The 13,279-nt window shown below is 64.5% G+C and carries 9 protein-coding genes; 4 read left to right on the top strand and 5 right to left on the bottom strand.

From position 1 onward, the window contains the following. Window positions 1-38 precede the first annotated feature (38 nt). The 4 genes from AC07UC_RS01660 to AC07UC_RS01675 form a co-directional block, all read right to left on the bottom strand. Window positions 39-2,354: a putative bifunctional diguanylate cyclase/phosphodiesterase gene (locus AC07UC_RS01660; protein WP_202324868.1), complete on the bottom strand. Its 2,316-nt coding sequence runs from the start codon at window positions 2,352-2,354 to the stop codon at window positions 39-41. Window positions 2,355-2,445: 91 nt separating this feature from the next. Further along, window positions 2,446-5,925 (bottom strand): indolepyruvate ferredoxin oxidoreductase family protein, encoded by a 3,480-nt coding sequence (locus tag AC07UC_RS01665; protein ID WP_494903647.1) that lies wholly within the window; start codon window positions 5,923-5,925, stop codon window positions 2,446-2,448. A 214-nt stretch (window positions 5,926-6,139) separates the two neighbouring features. After that, a complete protein-coding gene (locus tag AC07UC_RS01670; RefSeq protein WP_172347307.1) occupies window positions 6,140-6,673 on the bottom strand; it encodes a hypothetical protein in 534 nt (177 codons plus the stop codon). Next, a complete protein-coding gene (locus tag AC07UC_RS01675; RefSeq protein ID WP_494903649.1) occupies window positions 6,666-7,277 on the bottom strand; it encodes a CGNR zinc finger domain-containing protein in 612 nt (203 codons plus the stop codon). Before AC07UC_RS01675 ends, AC07UC_RS01670 begins: the two co-directional genes overlap by 8 nt. A 149-nt stretch (window positions 7,278-7,426) precedes the next feature. On the opposite strand from AC07UC_RS01675, the gene AC07UC_RS01680 reads away from it, so the two are divergent. From AC07UC_RS01680 to AC07UC_RS01695, 4 genes are all read left to right on the top strand, one after another. Beyond that, window positions 7,427-8,332, top strand: a complete 906-nt coding sequence (locus AC07UC_RS01680; RefSeq protein ID WP_494903651.1) for a branched-chain amino acid ABC transporter permease — start codon at window positions 7,427-7,429, stop codon at window positions 8,330-8,332. Between the two features lie 188 nt (window positions 8,333-8,520). After that, the gene (locus tag AC07UC_RS01685; RefSeq protein WP_494903653.1) at window positions 8,521-9,105 is read left to right on the top strand and encodes a TRAP transporter small permease subunit; all 585 of its coding nucleotides are present in this window, start codon (window positions 8,521-8,523) and stop codon (window positions 9,103-9,105) included. Beyond that, entirely contained in the window at window positions 9,105-10,892 is a 1,788-nt protein-coding gene (locus tag AC07UC_RS01690; RefSeq protein WP_140771346.1) for a TRAP transporter large permease, read from the top strand. Before AC07UC_RS01685 ends, AC07UC_RS01690 begins: the two co-directional genes overlap by 1 nt. A 13-nt stretch (window positions 10,893-10,905) precedes the next feature. After that, window positions 10,906-11,934: a zinc-dependent alcohol dehydrogenase family protein gene (locus tag AC07UC_RS01695; RefSeq protein ID WP_494903655.1), complete on the top strand. Its 1,029-nt coding sequence runs from the start codon at window positions 10,906-10,908 to the stop codon at window positions 11,932-11,934. Window positions 11,935-12,023: 89 nt separating this feature from the next. Here the strand turns inward: AC07UC_RS01695 and AC07UC_RS01700 are convergent, their stop codons facing one another. Next, on the bottom strand, window positions 12,024-13,133 hold the full coding sequence (locus tag AC07UC_RS01700) for a TRAP transporter substrate-binding protein (RefSeq protein WP_140770138.1): 1,110 nt from the start codon (window positions 13,131-13,133) through the stop codon (window positions 12,024-12,026). Window positions 13,134-13,279 lie beyond the last annotated feature (146 nt).

Consider the following 13,279-nt stretch of genomic DNA (forward strand, 5'->3'; position numbering starts at 1 on the left):
TGCGGCCACGCGAAGATCTGGGTCTTGATGACTGGATTTCAGGGGGCGGCGCGCTTGGCGATCGGCTGCAATTCGGCGGCGAAAGGCCAGGTCACATTGGACATGGTTTCGATGCCCGACGCGCTGAGTGCGGCGCCGAAGAGGAAGCCCTGGACAAGATCCGGTTTCACCGAATGCAGCAGGATCTTGAGCTGCTCGAATGTCTCGACGCCTTCGATGGTGACGGTGAGACCCAGGATACGGGCCAGGTCGACGACGCCCTTCAACAGTTCGAGCGAGCGTGGATTCTGGGTAACATCCATCACGAAAGAGCGGTCGATCTTGATCTTGTCTAAAGGCAGCTTGTGGAGATAGCTCAGGCTGGAATAGCCGGTGCCGAAATCATCGAGGGCGATGCGCACGCCAAGCCGCTTCAGTTCCTCGATATATTGACGCGTCTGCGACTTGTCGTCGAGCAGCGCGGTTTCGGTGACTTCGATCTCCAGCCGGCCGGCGGCGAGGCCTGAACTGGCCAACGCGTCGCGGACCTTCTGGATGACATCGCCATTGCGGAAATCCCTGGCGGAAAGGTTGACCGAGACGCTGGTCTGGTCAGGCCATTTGGCGCATTCGGCGCAGGCCGCCTGGAGCACGAAAGTGCTGATCTCGGAAATGATGCCCATCTCCTCGGCCAGCGGGATGAAGACGCCGGGCGAAATCGGCCCGAGATCGGGATGGTCCCAGCGGCAGAGCGCCTCGCAGCTGGCGATGCGCATGGTCTTCATGGCCACGATCGGCTGATAGACGACCCGCAGGTTCTTGCTTTCCACGGCGGTGCGCAGATCCGCCTTCATCAGCTGACGGTTGCGGAACGCGGCGTCCATCGCCGCCTCGAACAGCCGCCAGCCGTTCTTGCCGAGCTCCTTGGCCTTGTAGAGCGCCAGGTCCGCCTTGACGATCATGGCGTCGACGTCGGTCCCCTCGACCTTCGACAGCACCGCGCCGGCGCTGGCCTGGATCCGCAAGCCGTGGCCGGCGACGTCGACCTCACCCTGCAGGTCGGCGAAAATCTGGTCGAGCAGGCTGGCGAGATGGCTTTCGTCCTCGACGCGGTCGAAGAACATCATGAATTCGTCGCCGCCGAAGCGACTGACGGTGATGCCTTGCCCAGCGATCGCCGCGAGCCGTTCCGCCACGGCATAGATCAGGCCATCGCCGACAGGATGGCCGAGCGTGTCGTTGACGCTCTTGAAATCGTCGAGGTCGACCACCGCCAGGCCGCACAGGCGGTCGCGCTCGCCGGAGGCCATCAATTCGCCGACCAGTTCGTGGAAATAGGCGCGGTTCGGCAGGCCGGTGAGGTTGTCGTAGCGCGCCATGAAACGGATTTTTTCCTCCGTCTCGACACGCGCCGTCACGTCTTCAAAGGTGATGACGCCCAATTCCTGGTTGCCTTCGCGGGCGGAGAATTCAAAGTGCTGGCCATTGGAAAAGGAAACCAGCACCTTGCGGTCACGCCCCTCGCGCAAGGCGCGCGTCAGCTGCGCCTCGACATAGCGGCAGTCCTTCGGTGCCAGCATGCCGCCGGCAACGCCGCGCAGCAGCAGTGAATGGATCGACCGCCCGAGCAACTGGTCGGGCGATTTCAGCGACATGAGACGGGCGGCCTCGGCGTTGCCGACAACCACCTTGCCGTCCGGGCCGAGCATGACCAGGCCATGCGACATGGTGTTGAGGGCGCGGTTGAAGCGCTGCGCGATCTGCCTCGCCTGCTTGTGTCCGACAACGGCCGAAAACAGCACATTGCGGACGTGGTCGGCGCTGCCCTTGATGATGAACATGAAGGGGATGATCAGCAGGCCCAGCACGACATAGGGCAAGTCGAACCTGAGAATGAGCGCCGCGGCGATCGGCCCGACGAAGGTGACCGCGAAGATCATGACCATGCGCGGCGAGCCGTAATTTCGGCCGACGACAGTCACCAGGGAGGCCATCGTCACCGACAGCGCCCCGATCTCGGCATAGGAATCCGAGTAGACATAGATGGAAATGAAGCAGAAGAACCCCAGCAACAGCCCTTGAAGGCTACCCTTCAGGATGTATTCGCGCTCCCACTTCGTTGCATCGGCGGCGTCCCGGATCTCACCGCCCGAGCGGTGGAACCGCCGCAGGCTGAAGTAACGCCAGACGCCGATGCCGAGCAGCGCGCCGGCGAGAGCCAGGAAAATAGGTTGGCCGTGGCGCCAGTAGACCATGAGGCTGATCGTGGCGTGGCAAAGCGCGCCGATCACCAGCATATGCGCGTTGTCGAACAACGAGCGCACAAACTGGATATAAACATCCACTGGGATGTTATCGGTCTTTGTTTTGCCCATTACTGGCGCCCAATGAGCCCCAGCCTTGGCATAGTCCCATTAAAAAACCTTTAGCCTGGGCCGAAACGCCTGGTTTTAGGCGCTTTTTGGATCATTCGGCGGCCTGAAGTTCCGGCCTTGCCGGTGCGTTTGCCAGGCGATCGAGCAGTCTTTGGCGCTCACCCAGGGCCTTTTCGGCGCTGGCCTGTCGGACATGGCCATAACCGCGGATGAGCGCGGGAACCGAAACGAGAGCGACCGCCGCATCGGCCTTGCCAGGCGCCAGCGACTTGGCGACAAGCTGCAGATCACCCTCATACTGTGCCAAAAGCCGCCGTTCCGCACGCCGTTCGGCGGTGTAGCCGAACAGGTCGAAAGCAGTGCCGCGCAAGCCCTTCAGCGCCGCCAGCAGGCGAAAACCCTTCATCATCCAGGGGCCAAAGCTCGACTTCCGAGGGCTTCCGTCATTGCCGCGACGTCCCATGAGCGGCGGCGCGAGATGGAATTCGAGCTTCTCGTAGCTCTGGAACTGCTTTCCAAGCTCGGCGGCAAAGGAGCCGTCGGTGTAGAGCCGGGCCACCTCGTATTCGTCCTTGATCGCCATCAGCTTGAACAGGTTCCTCGCCGCCGCCTCGGTCACGGCGGTCGAGCCGGGCACGGCCTTGGCCTCGGCGGCGCGCAGCAGCGCCAGCCTGTCGGCATAACGCTTGCCGTAGGCGGCGTTCTGATAGGAGGTCAGGAAGGCGACACGGCGGGCAATGATCTCGTCCAGAGTCTGCGCGACCGGGGCGGCCTGTCCCGCCTTGCCCGGCTGGGCGACAAGGCCGCGCACGAAATCCGGCTGGTGTGCCGCGCGGCGGCCCCAGCGGAAGGCGGCGATGTTCATCGCCACCGCTTCGCCATTGAGCTCGATGGCCTTTTCGACGGCTTCGGCCGCTAGCGGCAGGCCGCCATGCTGGAAGGCAAAGCCGAGCATGAACATATTGGCGCCCAGCGAATTGCCGAACAGCGATGTGGCGGTGCGGGTGGCGTCAAAGAAATGCGCCTTGTCCTCGCCGGCGGCGGTGCGGATCGCTTTCTTGAGGCGTTCGATGGGCAGCGAAAAATCCGCCGAGCGGGCAAACTCGCCGGGCATGATCTCGGCGGTGTTGGCGAGGAAGATGGTATGGCCCTCGCGTACCGCCGTCAGCACCTTCTTGGCGCCCGACACGACAAGGTCGCAGCCAAGCACGAGGTCGGCCTTCCCCGCCGAGACGCGAATGGCATGGATATCGTCCGGCGTGCGGGCGATGCGGACATGGGTGAACACCGAGCCGCCCTTCTGGGCGAGGCCGGCCATGTCGATCATGCCGCAGCCCTTGCCCTCGAGATGAGCCGCCATGCCGAGCACGGCACCGACGGTGACGACGCCGGTGCCGCCGACGCCATCGATGATCGCCGCCCAGCCCTCGGCACCCAGAGGAAATTCGGCCGGTGCCGGCACGCCGTCGAGCGGATCGGTCTTGCCGGCCAGGCCCTCGGCTTTCCTGATCTTGGCGCCATGCACGGTGACGAAGGACGGGCAGAAGCCGTTGACGCAGGAGAAGTCCTTGTTGCAGCTGGACTGGTCGATCTTGCGCTTGCGACCGAATTCGGTCTCGACCGGCTGGATCGAGACGCAGTTCGACTGCACGCCGCAATCGCCGCAGCCTTCGCAGACCAGCTCGTTGATGAAGACGCGCTTGTCGGGATCGGGAAAGGTGCCGCGCTTGCGGCGCCGGCGCTTCTCGGCCGCGCAGGTCTGGTCGTAGAGCAGGATCGAAACGCCCTTGACGTCGCGCAGCTCGCGCTGGACGAGGTCGAGGTCGTCTCGGTGGTGGATGGTGGCGCCGGCGGGGAATTCGGCCTTGCCGGCATATTTGTCGGGCTCGTCGGTGACGATGGCGATCCGGTCGACGCCCTCTGCCCGCACCTGCCTGGCGATCATGTCCACCGTCAGGCCGCCCTCGTGCGGCTGGCCGCCGGTCATGGCCACGGCATCGTTGTAGAGGATCTTGTAGGTGATGTTGGCCCCGCTCGACAGCGCGAAGCGGATCGCCAGCGTGCCGGAATGGTTGTAGGTGCCATCGCCCAGGTTCTGGAAGATATGACCGCGCTTGGAGAAAGGCGCCTGGCCGACCCATTGCGCGCCTTCGCCGCCCATGGCCGTGAAGCCCAGCGTATTGCGGTCCATCCACAGCGCCATGAAATGGCAGCCTATGCCGGCGGCGGCGATCGAGCCGTCCGGCACCTTGGTCGACGAATTGTGCGGGCAGCCGGAGCAGAAGAAGGGCGTGCGCGAACCAATGTCGGTGGCGTCCGCCAGCATCGCCTGGAACTGGCGCAACTTCGCCACCCGCGCCGAAATCTCTTCCGACGGACCGATGGTTTTCACGATCCGCTCGCCGAGCGCAATGGCGATCTCGTTGGGGTCGAGCGCGCCCTTGGCGGGAAACAGCCAGTCGCCGCGCTCATCCTTCTTGCCGACGATGACCGGCTGGATGGCGGTACCGTAGAGGTTCTCGCGCAGCTGCACCTCGATCAGCGAGCGCTTCTCCTCGACCACGACGATGGCGTCGAGGCCTCGGGCAAAGTCTGCGATGTGCTGCAGGTCGAGCGGCCAGGGGCAGCCGACCTTGAACAGCCGCACGCCGATGCGGTTGGCGGCCGCCTCGTCGATGCCGATATCCTCCAGCGCCTGGCGGACATCGAGATAGCTCTTGCCCAGCGTGATGATGCCGAGCTTCGGGTTGCGGCCGCCCGAATAGACGATGTGGTTCAGCCCGTTGGCGTGGATGAAGGCGGAGGCCGCGGCACGCTTGTATTCATGCAACCGCTCCTCCTGGCCGAGCATGTCGATCTCGTGGCGGATGTTGAGGCCGCCCGGCGGCATGTCGAATTCCGGCAGGACGATGTTGAGCCGTTCGAGCGAGGCGTCCACCGAGGCCGTCGATTCGATGTTGTCCTTGACGCATTTGATCGCCGCCCAGGTGCCGGCGAAACGCGACATGGCAAAGCCATACAGGCCGTAGTCGATGATCTCCTGGACGCCGGCCGGGTTGAGGATCGGCACCATTGTGTCGACGAAGAGGAATTCGGTAGCGTGCGCGTTGGTCGAGGATTCCGCCATGTGGTCGTCGCCCATGAGCGCGAGCACGCCGCCGTGTTTCGACGAGCCGGCGAGATTGGCGTGACGGAAGACGTCGCCTGAACGATCGACGCCCGGACCCTTGCCATACCAGACCGAAAAGACCCCGTCATGGGTGCCCTCGCCCAGCAGTTCCGTCTGCTGCGATCCCCAGCAGGCGGTGGCGGCAAGCTCCTCATTGAGGCCGGGCTGGAAGACGATGTCGGCCCCGGCGAGCTGCTTCTTCGCCTTCCACAGCTGCATGTCGAGGCCGCCGAGCGGTGAGCCGCGATAGCCGGAGACGAACCCAGCCGTGTTCAGGCCGGCGCGGCGGTCGCGCTCGCGCTGCATCAGGAGCATGCGGATGACGGCCTGCGCGCCGGATAGGAAGATGCGCTCCTTTCCAAGGTCGAACTTGTCGTCGAGCGCGACATCATGCAGCGTCATGGGGCATTTCCTCTGCGAAGGCCGCGGGCAGCAGCCAACGTCGGGATCGGATGGCGCATCCTTTCTCCCCTTGCAAGGCAGGTCAAACAAAATCGAAGGGACCAGGCCACGCGCAACAAACAGTCCGGCAGGCGCCTGAGCGCGTATGAAACCGTGCGCCAATAGCGCGATGGCGCACTAAAATTCCAGCCGAGACCGGCTCGGTCGGAAGGTGTCAGCCGGCTTTCGAGCAGTCGGGCTTCGGCTCGCCCGGCAGTTTGCCGTCAGGATGGCCCGCGAGGTCGGGATTGGCCGTATAGAGCTGGTCGATGACCAGCGGCCGGTCGGGCAGGATCGACTGGTCCTCCGTCGACATCAGCGTGGTGTCGATCGTCTGCAGGACGGCGCCGTCGGCGCCCTTGATGCTGATGGCGATGGCGTAGGGCTTGTTCTTGACGATGCAGGTCAGCGCCGGGCTCTCCAGGCTCACCTTGTCGAGCTTCGGCCAAACCTTCTGTTCGACCACCAAAGGCGCACCGCCGGCGGGATTCTGGAAGCTGGCGACCGCCACCTGGCCCTCACCCATCGGCCGCAAGGGCCGCAGCGTCACGACGTAGGTCGCCCTGGCGAGGCGGTAGTTGAAGACGAATATCTTGCCGGAAACCTCGAACAGCTTACCCTCGCCGCCGGTATCGCGGCAGGCGCCGAGCGCGGCGGCGGCGATCAAGATCGCGCCGGCAACCAACGCGCGTGAAAATCCCCTAGGCATCCTTGACCTCATGGGCCGCCATGCGGCGGCGGCGATAGTGACGACTTGCCTTCTGCCGGTTGCCGCACACCGACATGTCGCACCAAAGACGGCTGGAATTGCGGCTTCTGTCGACAAACAGCCAGGTGCAGTTGGGACAGATCCTGAGCCTCGCGACCGTGTCGTCACGCAGCAGCGAGAGTGCCGAAACCGCCAGCGCCGCCTCGAAAGCGATCGGCGTCGAGGGATTCCCGAACGGCTTTCCCGGCAACCCGATTTCGGTGCCGCTGTCGGCAAGGCCCTCGGCACAGGCCCGCAGGAAATCCGGCAGGTCGGCGGTGGCGAGCGCGCCCTTCGACACCGCGCCGCGAAACAGCCGGTCGGTCGTCTCGCGGATCGACAGCACGACAGGCGCGATTGCCGCCGGTGAGGATACCGCCAGCCGCCTGTCGCCAAGCTCGGCGGAGCGGAAGCCGCTGGCCGCATCGGCAAAGCGGGCGATTTCGACCGGATCGTCGAAGCGGTCGAATGTGCGTTGCGGATCGCCACGCAGCACGACGGTGTTCGCCGTGTCGAGCGCGAGCAGGCCGCCGGTGAAGCGGTGCGGGGTCCAGGCAACTGTCATATCGTAAAATCTAACCGATAAATCGCATTTGACAAGTTAGATTCTACGATGCAAACCTCCGATGCGCACGGTATCGTCGCCTTTGTCTTGAGCATTTTCGTCGTCCCGGACCACCGCGCATTCCGGGCGAGACGCTTCTGGTGTTGAGCATGCTCTATTTCTTTCAGCAGGTGCTGAACGGGCTGCATTCGGGCGCGCTCTATGCGCTGCTCGCCTTCGGCTACGTGCTGACCAACGGCATCCTGCACCGCACCAACCTCGCCTATGGCGCGCTGTTCGCGTTCTGCGGCCAGGCGATGATCCTGAGCGTCGCCTTCGGCTACCAGGTTCTGTGGCTGACACTGCTGGCGTCGGTGCTGTTCGGTGTCGTCGCGGCGTTCCTCTATGCCGCGCTGATCAGCCATGTCCTGTCGCGCAGCATCTTCGAACCGCTGGCCGACCGCTCGCCCAATGCCATCGTGGTGACCACGCTCGGCATCCTGCTCGTGCTGTCGGAGGCGAGCCGTATCGCGGCCGACACGCATGATCTGTGGCTGCCGCCAATGTTGGCCCAGCCCATCGTCTTCGCCGAAGGCTCCGGCTTCAAGGCGACGCTGACGCTGATCCAGGTGCTCGACTGCGCGGTGGTGCTGGCGGCGGTCGCACTCGCCACCTCAGCATTTGCCCACTCCAACTTCGGCCGGTGCTGGCGCGCTGTCTCCGATGATCCGCGCGCCGCTGCCCTGTGCGGCGTCGACGTGCGCGGCGTGTTCCGGCGCGCCGTGCTGCTCGGCGGATTCTGCGCCGCGCTGGCCGGCGTCATGGCCAGCCTCTACTACGGCAATGTCAGCTTCGGCTCAGGTCTGGTCTACGGCCTGAAGATCCTGTTCGTGACAGCGGTCGGCGGCTACCTTTCGCCGCCGCGGGCAGCACTGGGCGCGGCTGCCTTCGGCATGGCCGAATCACTGTGGGCCGGCTATTTCCCGGTCGAATGGCGCGATGCGTGGATGTACCTGTTCCTGGTGGCCATGCTGATCCTGATCGGCGCCGGCCGCGATACCGGCAAGGTCGTCTGAGCCCATCAGACTTTGGTTGCATGACGCCGGGGCAGACCGCCCTTGTCCCGCGCCGCCCTTCATCCGATACCGTTTTGCAGCCGCCATCCGTGTTGACCCGTCCGGCCACGCGCGGCATACCGTTGGGCCACGCGGCGTGACGGCAAAAAAGGGGGAGCCGGCACGCCTCGGATACAAGGGAGGACTGCATGGAAGGGCCGCTCGCTCTGTCGCGGGGCATCGACCGCCTCAACGAATTCATCGGCAAATCGGTATCCTGGCTGATCCTGCTGGCTATCCTGGTGAGCGCGGCCAACGCCGTCATCCGCAAGATCTTCGACATCTCGTCGAATGCGTGGCTGGAGCTGCAATGGTACCTGTTCGGCGCCGCCTTCATGCTGGCGGCGGCCTATACGCTGAAGCAGAACGAGCATATCCGCATCGACATCGTCTACGGCCTGTTTTCACGCCGCGTGCAGCACTGGATCGACCTTCTCGGCCATATCCTCTTCCTGATGCCGTTCGTGACGCTGATGGTCGTCTATTTCGTGCCCTACGTGTCGCTGTCGTTCCACAGCGGTGAAATGTCGACCAATGCCGGCGGCCTGATCGTCTGGCCGGCCAAGGCGATCCTGCTGGTCGGTTTTTTCCTACTGGCGCTCCAGGGCATTTCCGAAATCATCAAGAAGATCGCCATCATGCGCGGCGTCATGGACGATCCCAACCCCTTCGTTTCCGTGCACGAACAGGCTGAGCTCGAAGCCAAGGCGCTGGCCGACGAGGTGCGCTCGTGATGGAGTTCATCGCCCAGAACATGGCGCCGATCATGTTCGCCTCGCTGATCCTGTTCATGCTGATCGGCTATCCCGTCGCCTTCTCGCTGGCCGCCAACGGCCTGATGTTCTTCTTCATCGGCGTGCTTTTGACGCCCCATTCGGGTGGGGCGATCAACCTCGCCTGGCCGCTGCTCTATGCGTTGCCGGACAATTTCTACGGCAGCCGGGTGATGTCGAACGACACGCTGCTGGCCATCCCGTTCTTCACCTTCATGGGCATCGTGCTCGAACGATCGGGCATGGCCGAGGACCTGCTCGACACGATCGGCCAACTGTTCGGACCGATCCGCGGCGGCCTCGCCTATGCGGTGATCTTCGTCGGCGCGTTGCTGGCGGCGACCACCGGCGTGGTGGCTGCATCGGTCATCGCCATGGGGCTGATCTCGCTGCCGATCATGCTGCGCTACGGCTACGACCGCCGTCTGGCGTCCGGCGTCATCGCCGCCTCCGGCACGCTCGCCCAGATCATCCCGCCCTCGCTGGTGCTGATCGTTCTGGCCGACCAGCTCGGCCGTTCGGTCGGAGACATGTATGCGGGCGCTCTGATCCCGGGCCTCGTGCTCACCGGTCTCTACGCACTCTACATTCTCATCGTGTCGATCTTCCGGCCGAAGATGATGCCGGCGCTGCCGCTCGAAGCGCGCACGCTCGGCCATGGCGTGATTTCGCTGCTGGTGGCGCTGGCGGCGGCGGTAGCCATCTCCTATGCGGCGTACAGCTATCTCGCGCCGACCCATGGCGACGATGCCGACATTCTTGGCGCTTGCGTCGGCGTGATCCTGATCTATGTCGTCGCGATCGCCGACAGAAGGTTGAACATCAATATGATGTCGCGGCTGGCGCAGCAGGTCGTCATCGTGCTGATCCCGCCGCTGGCGCTGATCTTCCTGGTGCTGGGCACCATTTTCCTCGGCATCGCCACGCCGACGGAAGGCGGCGCCATGGGCGCGGTCGGCGCGCTGGCGATGGCCGCGGCAAAGGGCCGGCTGTCGCTGGATGTGATCAAGCAGGCGCTGGCCTCGACGACGCGGCTGTCGTCTTTCGTGCTGTTCATCCTGATCGGCGCGCGCGTCTTCTCGCTGACCTTCTACGGCGTCAACGGCCAGATCTGGGTCGAGCATCTTCTGACCTCGCTGCCGGGCGGCGAAATCGGCTTCCTGATCGGCGTCAACATCCTCGTCTTCTTCCTGGCCTTCTTCCTCGATTTCTTCGAACTGGCCTTCATCATCGTGCCGCTCCTGGCGCCGGCGGCCGACAAGCTCGGCATCGACCTGATCTGGTTCGGCGTTCTGCTCGGCGTCAACATGCAGACCAGCTTCATGCACCCGCCCTTCGGCTTCGCGCTGTTCTACCTGCGCTCGGTCGCCGCGCGCGTGCCCTATCTCGACCGCATTACCGGCAAGCAGATCGCGCCGGTCACCACCGGCCAGATCTATTGGGGCGCGGTGCCTTTCGTCCTGATCCAGGTGGTGATGATCGGACTGACCATCGCCTTCCCGCAAATGGTGATGCGCTACAAGGGAACGGCGATCGATCCGGGCACGATCGACTACAAGGTGCCGGAAGTGCCCGGCCTGTCGCCGCTCGGCGCCCCGCAGGATGGTGGCGCGCCCGCCAATGGCGGCAGCGCTCCGGCCGCGCCCGGCACGCCAGACCTGTCGCAACCGCCGAGCTTCGGCGATGCGCCGCCGGCCAAGCCGGCGACACCGACGCCGGACCTCTCGCAACCGCCGAGCTTCAATTGAGAGGGACGACGCCATGAAAGCGGTACGGCTGGAGGCAGTGGGCAGGATCGCGCTGCGCGAGGTCGTCAAACCTGTCCCCGGCCCGGACGAGCTTCTGGTACGGATCGAAGCCTGCGGTGTCTGCGGCACCGACCGCCACCTCTTCCATGGCGAATTCCCCTGCCGGCCACCGGTGACGCCCGGGCATGAATTTTCGGGCATCATCGAGGCGGTCGGCGACACGGTCTCCGGCTTTGCCGTCGGTGACCGCGTCACCGGCGATCCCAACATAGCCTGCGGGCGATGTCCGTATTGCCATGCCGGCCGGGTCAACCTCTGCCGCAATCTCAACGCCATCGGCATCCATCGCGATGGCGGCTTTGCCGAGTATGTCGTTCTGCCGCGGAAGCAGGCCTTCATCCTGCCTGCCGATCTGCCTCCAACGCATGGCGCGTTCTGCGAGCCGCTCGGCTGCTGCCTGCATGGCGTCGATCTTGCCGCGATCAAGCCCGGCAGTTCGGTGATAGTGCTGGGCGGCGGCGTCATCGGCCTGCTCACCGTGCAATTGGCAAGACTGGCCGGTGCCGCGACCATCATCCTGTCGACCAGACAGGCCTCACGGCGCGCGCTTGCCGAGGAGCTCGGTGCGACGGCGACGGTCGACCCCACCGCCGCAGATGTCATCGATGCCATTTCCGGACCGGCGGGCCTGATGCCGGGCGGCGCCGACGTGGTGTTCGAATGTGCGGGCGTGCGCGAGACCGTCGAGCAATCGATGCGGCTGGCAAGGGCCGGCGGCACGGTCGTCATCGTCGGCGTGACGCCGCAAGGCATGAAGGCGGAGTTCGAGCCCTTCGACCTGCTGTTCCGGGAATTGAAGGTGGTTGGCTCCTTCCTCAACCCCTATACGCATCGCCGCGCCGCCGAGCTGATCGCGTCAGGCGCGATCGAGATCGACCGGCTGATCTCCAGGCAGGTGCCGCTCGAAGAGGCGGCCGACGTGATCGCCAATCCGCCGGCGCCGGGCGAGGTCAAGGTGCTGGTGGTGCCGGGTCGAAACTAGGCGGCGGGCCCTTCCGGGATCACCACGCGGCCAAATGAAAGACCCGGGTGAGCCGAGCTCCCCGGGTCTCTTGAGCCGATGTTCGCCTCTTACAGCTTGCCGTTGCGCTGCTGGACCATCATGAAGGTGTCGTAATTGTACTCGGCCACCTGCGCCCAGAGATAGTGCTCCTTGCGGAAGCCCTTGATCGATTCCCAGATCTTCTTGAACGGCGCGTTCGAGGCCTCCATCTCGGCATAGACTTCGTTGGCCTTTTCGAAGCAGGCGGCCATGATCTCCTGGCTGAACGGACGCAGTTTCGCGCCGCCGGCCACCAACCGCTTCACCGCCGCGGGGTTCACATAGTCGTATTTCTGCAGCATGTCGGCATCCGTGGCTTGCGCGGCGGTGTGCAACAGCGATTTGTAAGCCGGCGAAAGCTCTTCGTATTTCGCCTTGTTGAACATCAGGTGGACGGTCGGACCACCCTCCCACCAGCCGGGATAGTAGTAGTAGGGCGCGACCTTGTAGAAGCCGAGCTTCTCGTCGTCATAGGGGCCGACCCATTCGGCGGCGTCGATGGTGCCCTTTTCCAGCGCCGGATAGATGTCGCCGCCGGCGATCTGCTGCGGCACGACGCCGAGCTTCTGCACCACCTTGCCGGCAAAACCGCCAATGCGCATCTTGAGGCCGGAGAGGTCGGCGACCGTGTTGATCTCCTTGCGGAACCAGCCGCCCATCTGCACGCCGGTGTTGCCGCCCGGCAGCCCGAAAAGACCTTGCGTGGCGAGAAACTCGTTGAACAGGTCAATGCCGCCGCCATGGTAATGCCAGGCGTTCATGCCGCGCGCGTTGAGCGAAAAGGGAACCGCCGCACCGAGCGCCCAAGTCGGGTCCTTGCCCCAGTAATAATATGCCACCGTGTGGCAGGCCTCGACCGTGCCGGCCGTGGTGGCGTCGGCGGCCTGCAGGCCGGGCACGAGCTCGCCGGCGGCAAAGACCTGGATCTGGAAATTGCCGTCGGTGGCTTCCGACAGCATCTTGGAGAAGACCTCGGCGCCGCCATAGATGGTGTCGAGCGATTTCGGGAAGGACGACGCAAGCCGCCATGTCACCTTGGGATTGGACTGGGCGATTGCCGGAGCGGCCAGCGTTGCCGCCGCCGCCGCAGCGCCGACACCGGTCACGCCGGCCTTGCGAATGAACGAACGACGATCCATGCAGTTCCTCCCTTTTGGATCAACAGACCAACATTCGGGAAATCCTCGGCTTCCCGTATCGGTTGGCCGAAACAATACACGGGCAAGAAGCCTAGTCCAGCACGGCGGCCTGATTTGGTAACCAAGCCTTGCCGCCCTGCAACTAT

The organism is Mesorhizobium sp. GW821-FHT04C10, from assembly GCF_059420305.1.

Coding starts and splice junctions, on each gene's coding strand:
- AC07UC_RS01670 (WP_172347307.1), bottom strand. CDS start 6,673: ATGCCTAGGGGATTTTCACGCGCGTTGGTTGCCGGCGCGATCTTGATC.
- AC07UC_RS01665 (WP_494903647.1), bottom strand. CDS start 5,925: ATGACGCTGCATGATGTCGCGCTCGACGACAAGTTCGACCTTGGAAAG.
- AC07UC_RS01700 (WP_140770138.1), bottom strand. CDS start 13,133: ATGGATCGTCGTTCGTTCATTCGCAAGGCCGGCGTGACCGGTGTCGGC.
- AC07UC_RS01690 (WP_140771346.1), top strand. CDS start 9,105: ATGGAGTTCATCGCCCAGAACATGGCGCCGATCATGTTCGCCTCGCTG.
- AC07UC_RS01660 (WP_202324868.1), bottom strand. CDS start 2,354: ATGGGCAAAACAAAGACCGATAACATCCCAGTGGATGTTTATATCCAG.
- AC07UC_RS01680 (WP_494903651.1), top strand. CDS start 7,427: ATGCTCTATTTCTTTCAGCAGGTGCTGAACGGGCTGCATTCGGGCGCG.
- AC07UC_RS01675 (WP_494903649.1), bottom strand. CDS start 7,277: ATGACAGTTGCCTGGACCCCGCACCGCTTCACCGGCGGCCTGCTCGCG.
- AC07UC_RS01695 (WP_494903655.1), top strand. CDS start 10,906: ATGAAAGCGGTACGGCTGGAGGCAGTGGGCAGGATCGCGCTGCGCGAG.
- AC07UC_RS01685 (WP_494903653.1), top strand. CDS start 8,521: ATGGAAGGGCCGCTCGCTCTGTCGCGGGGCATCGACCGCCTCAACGAA.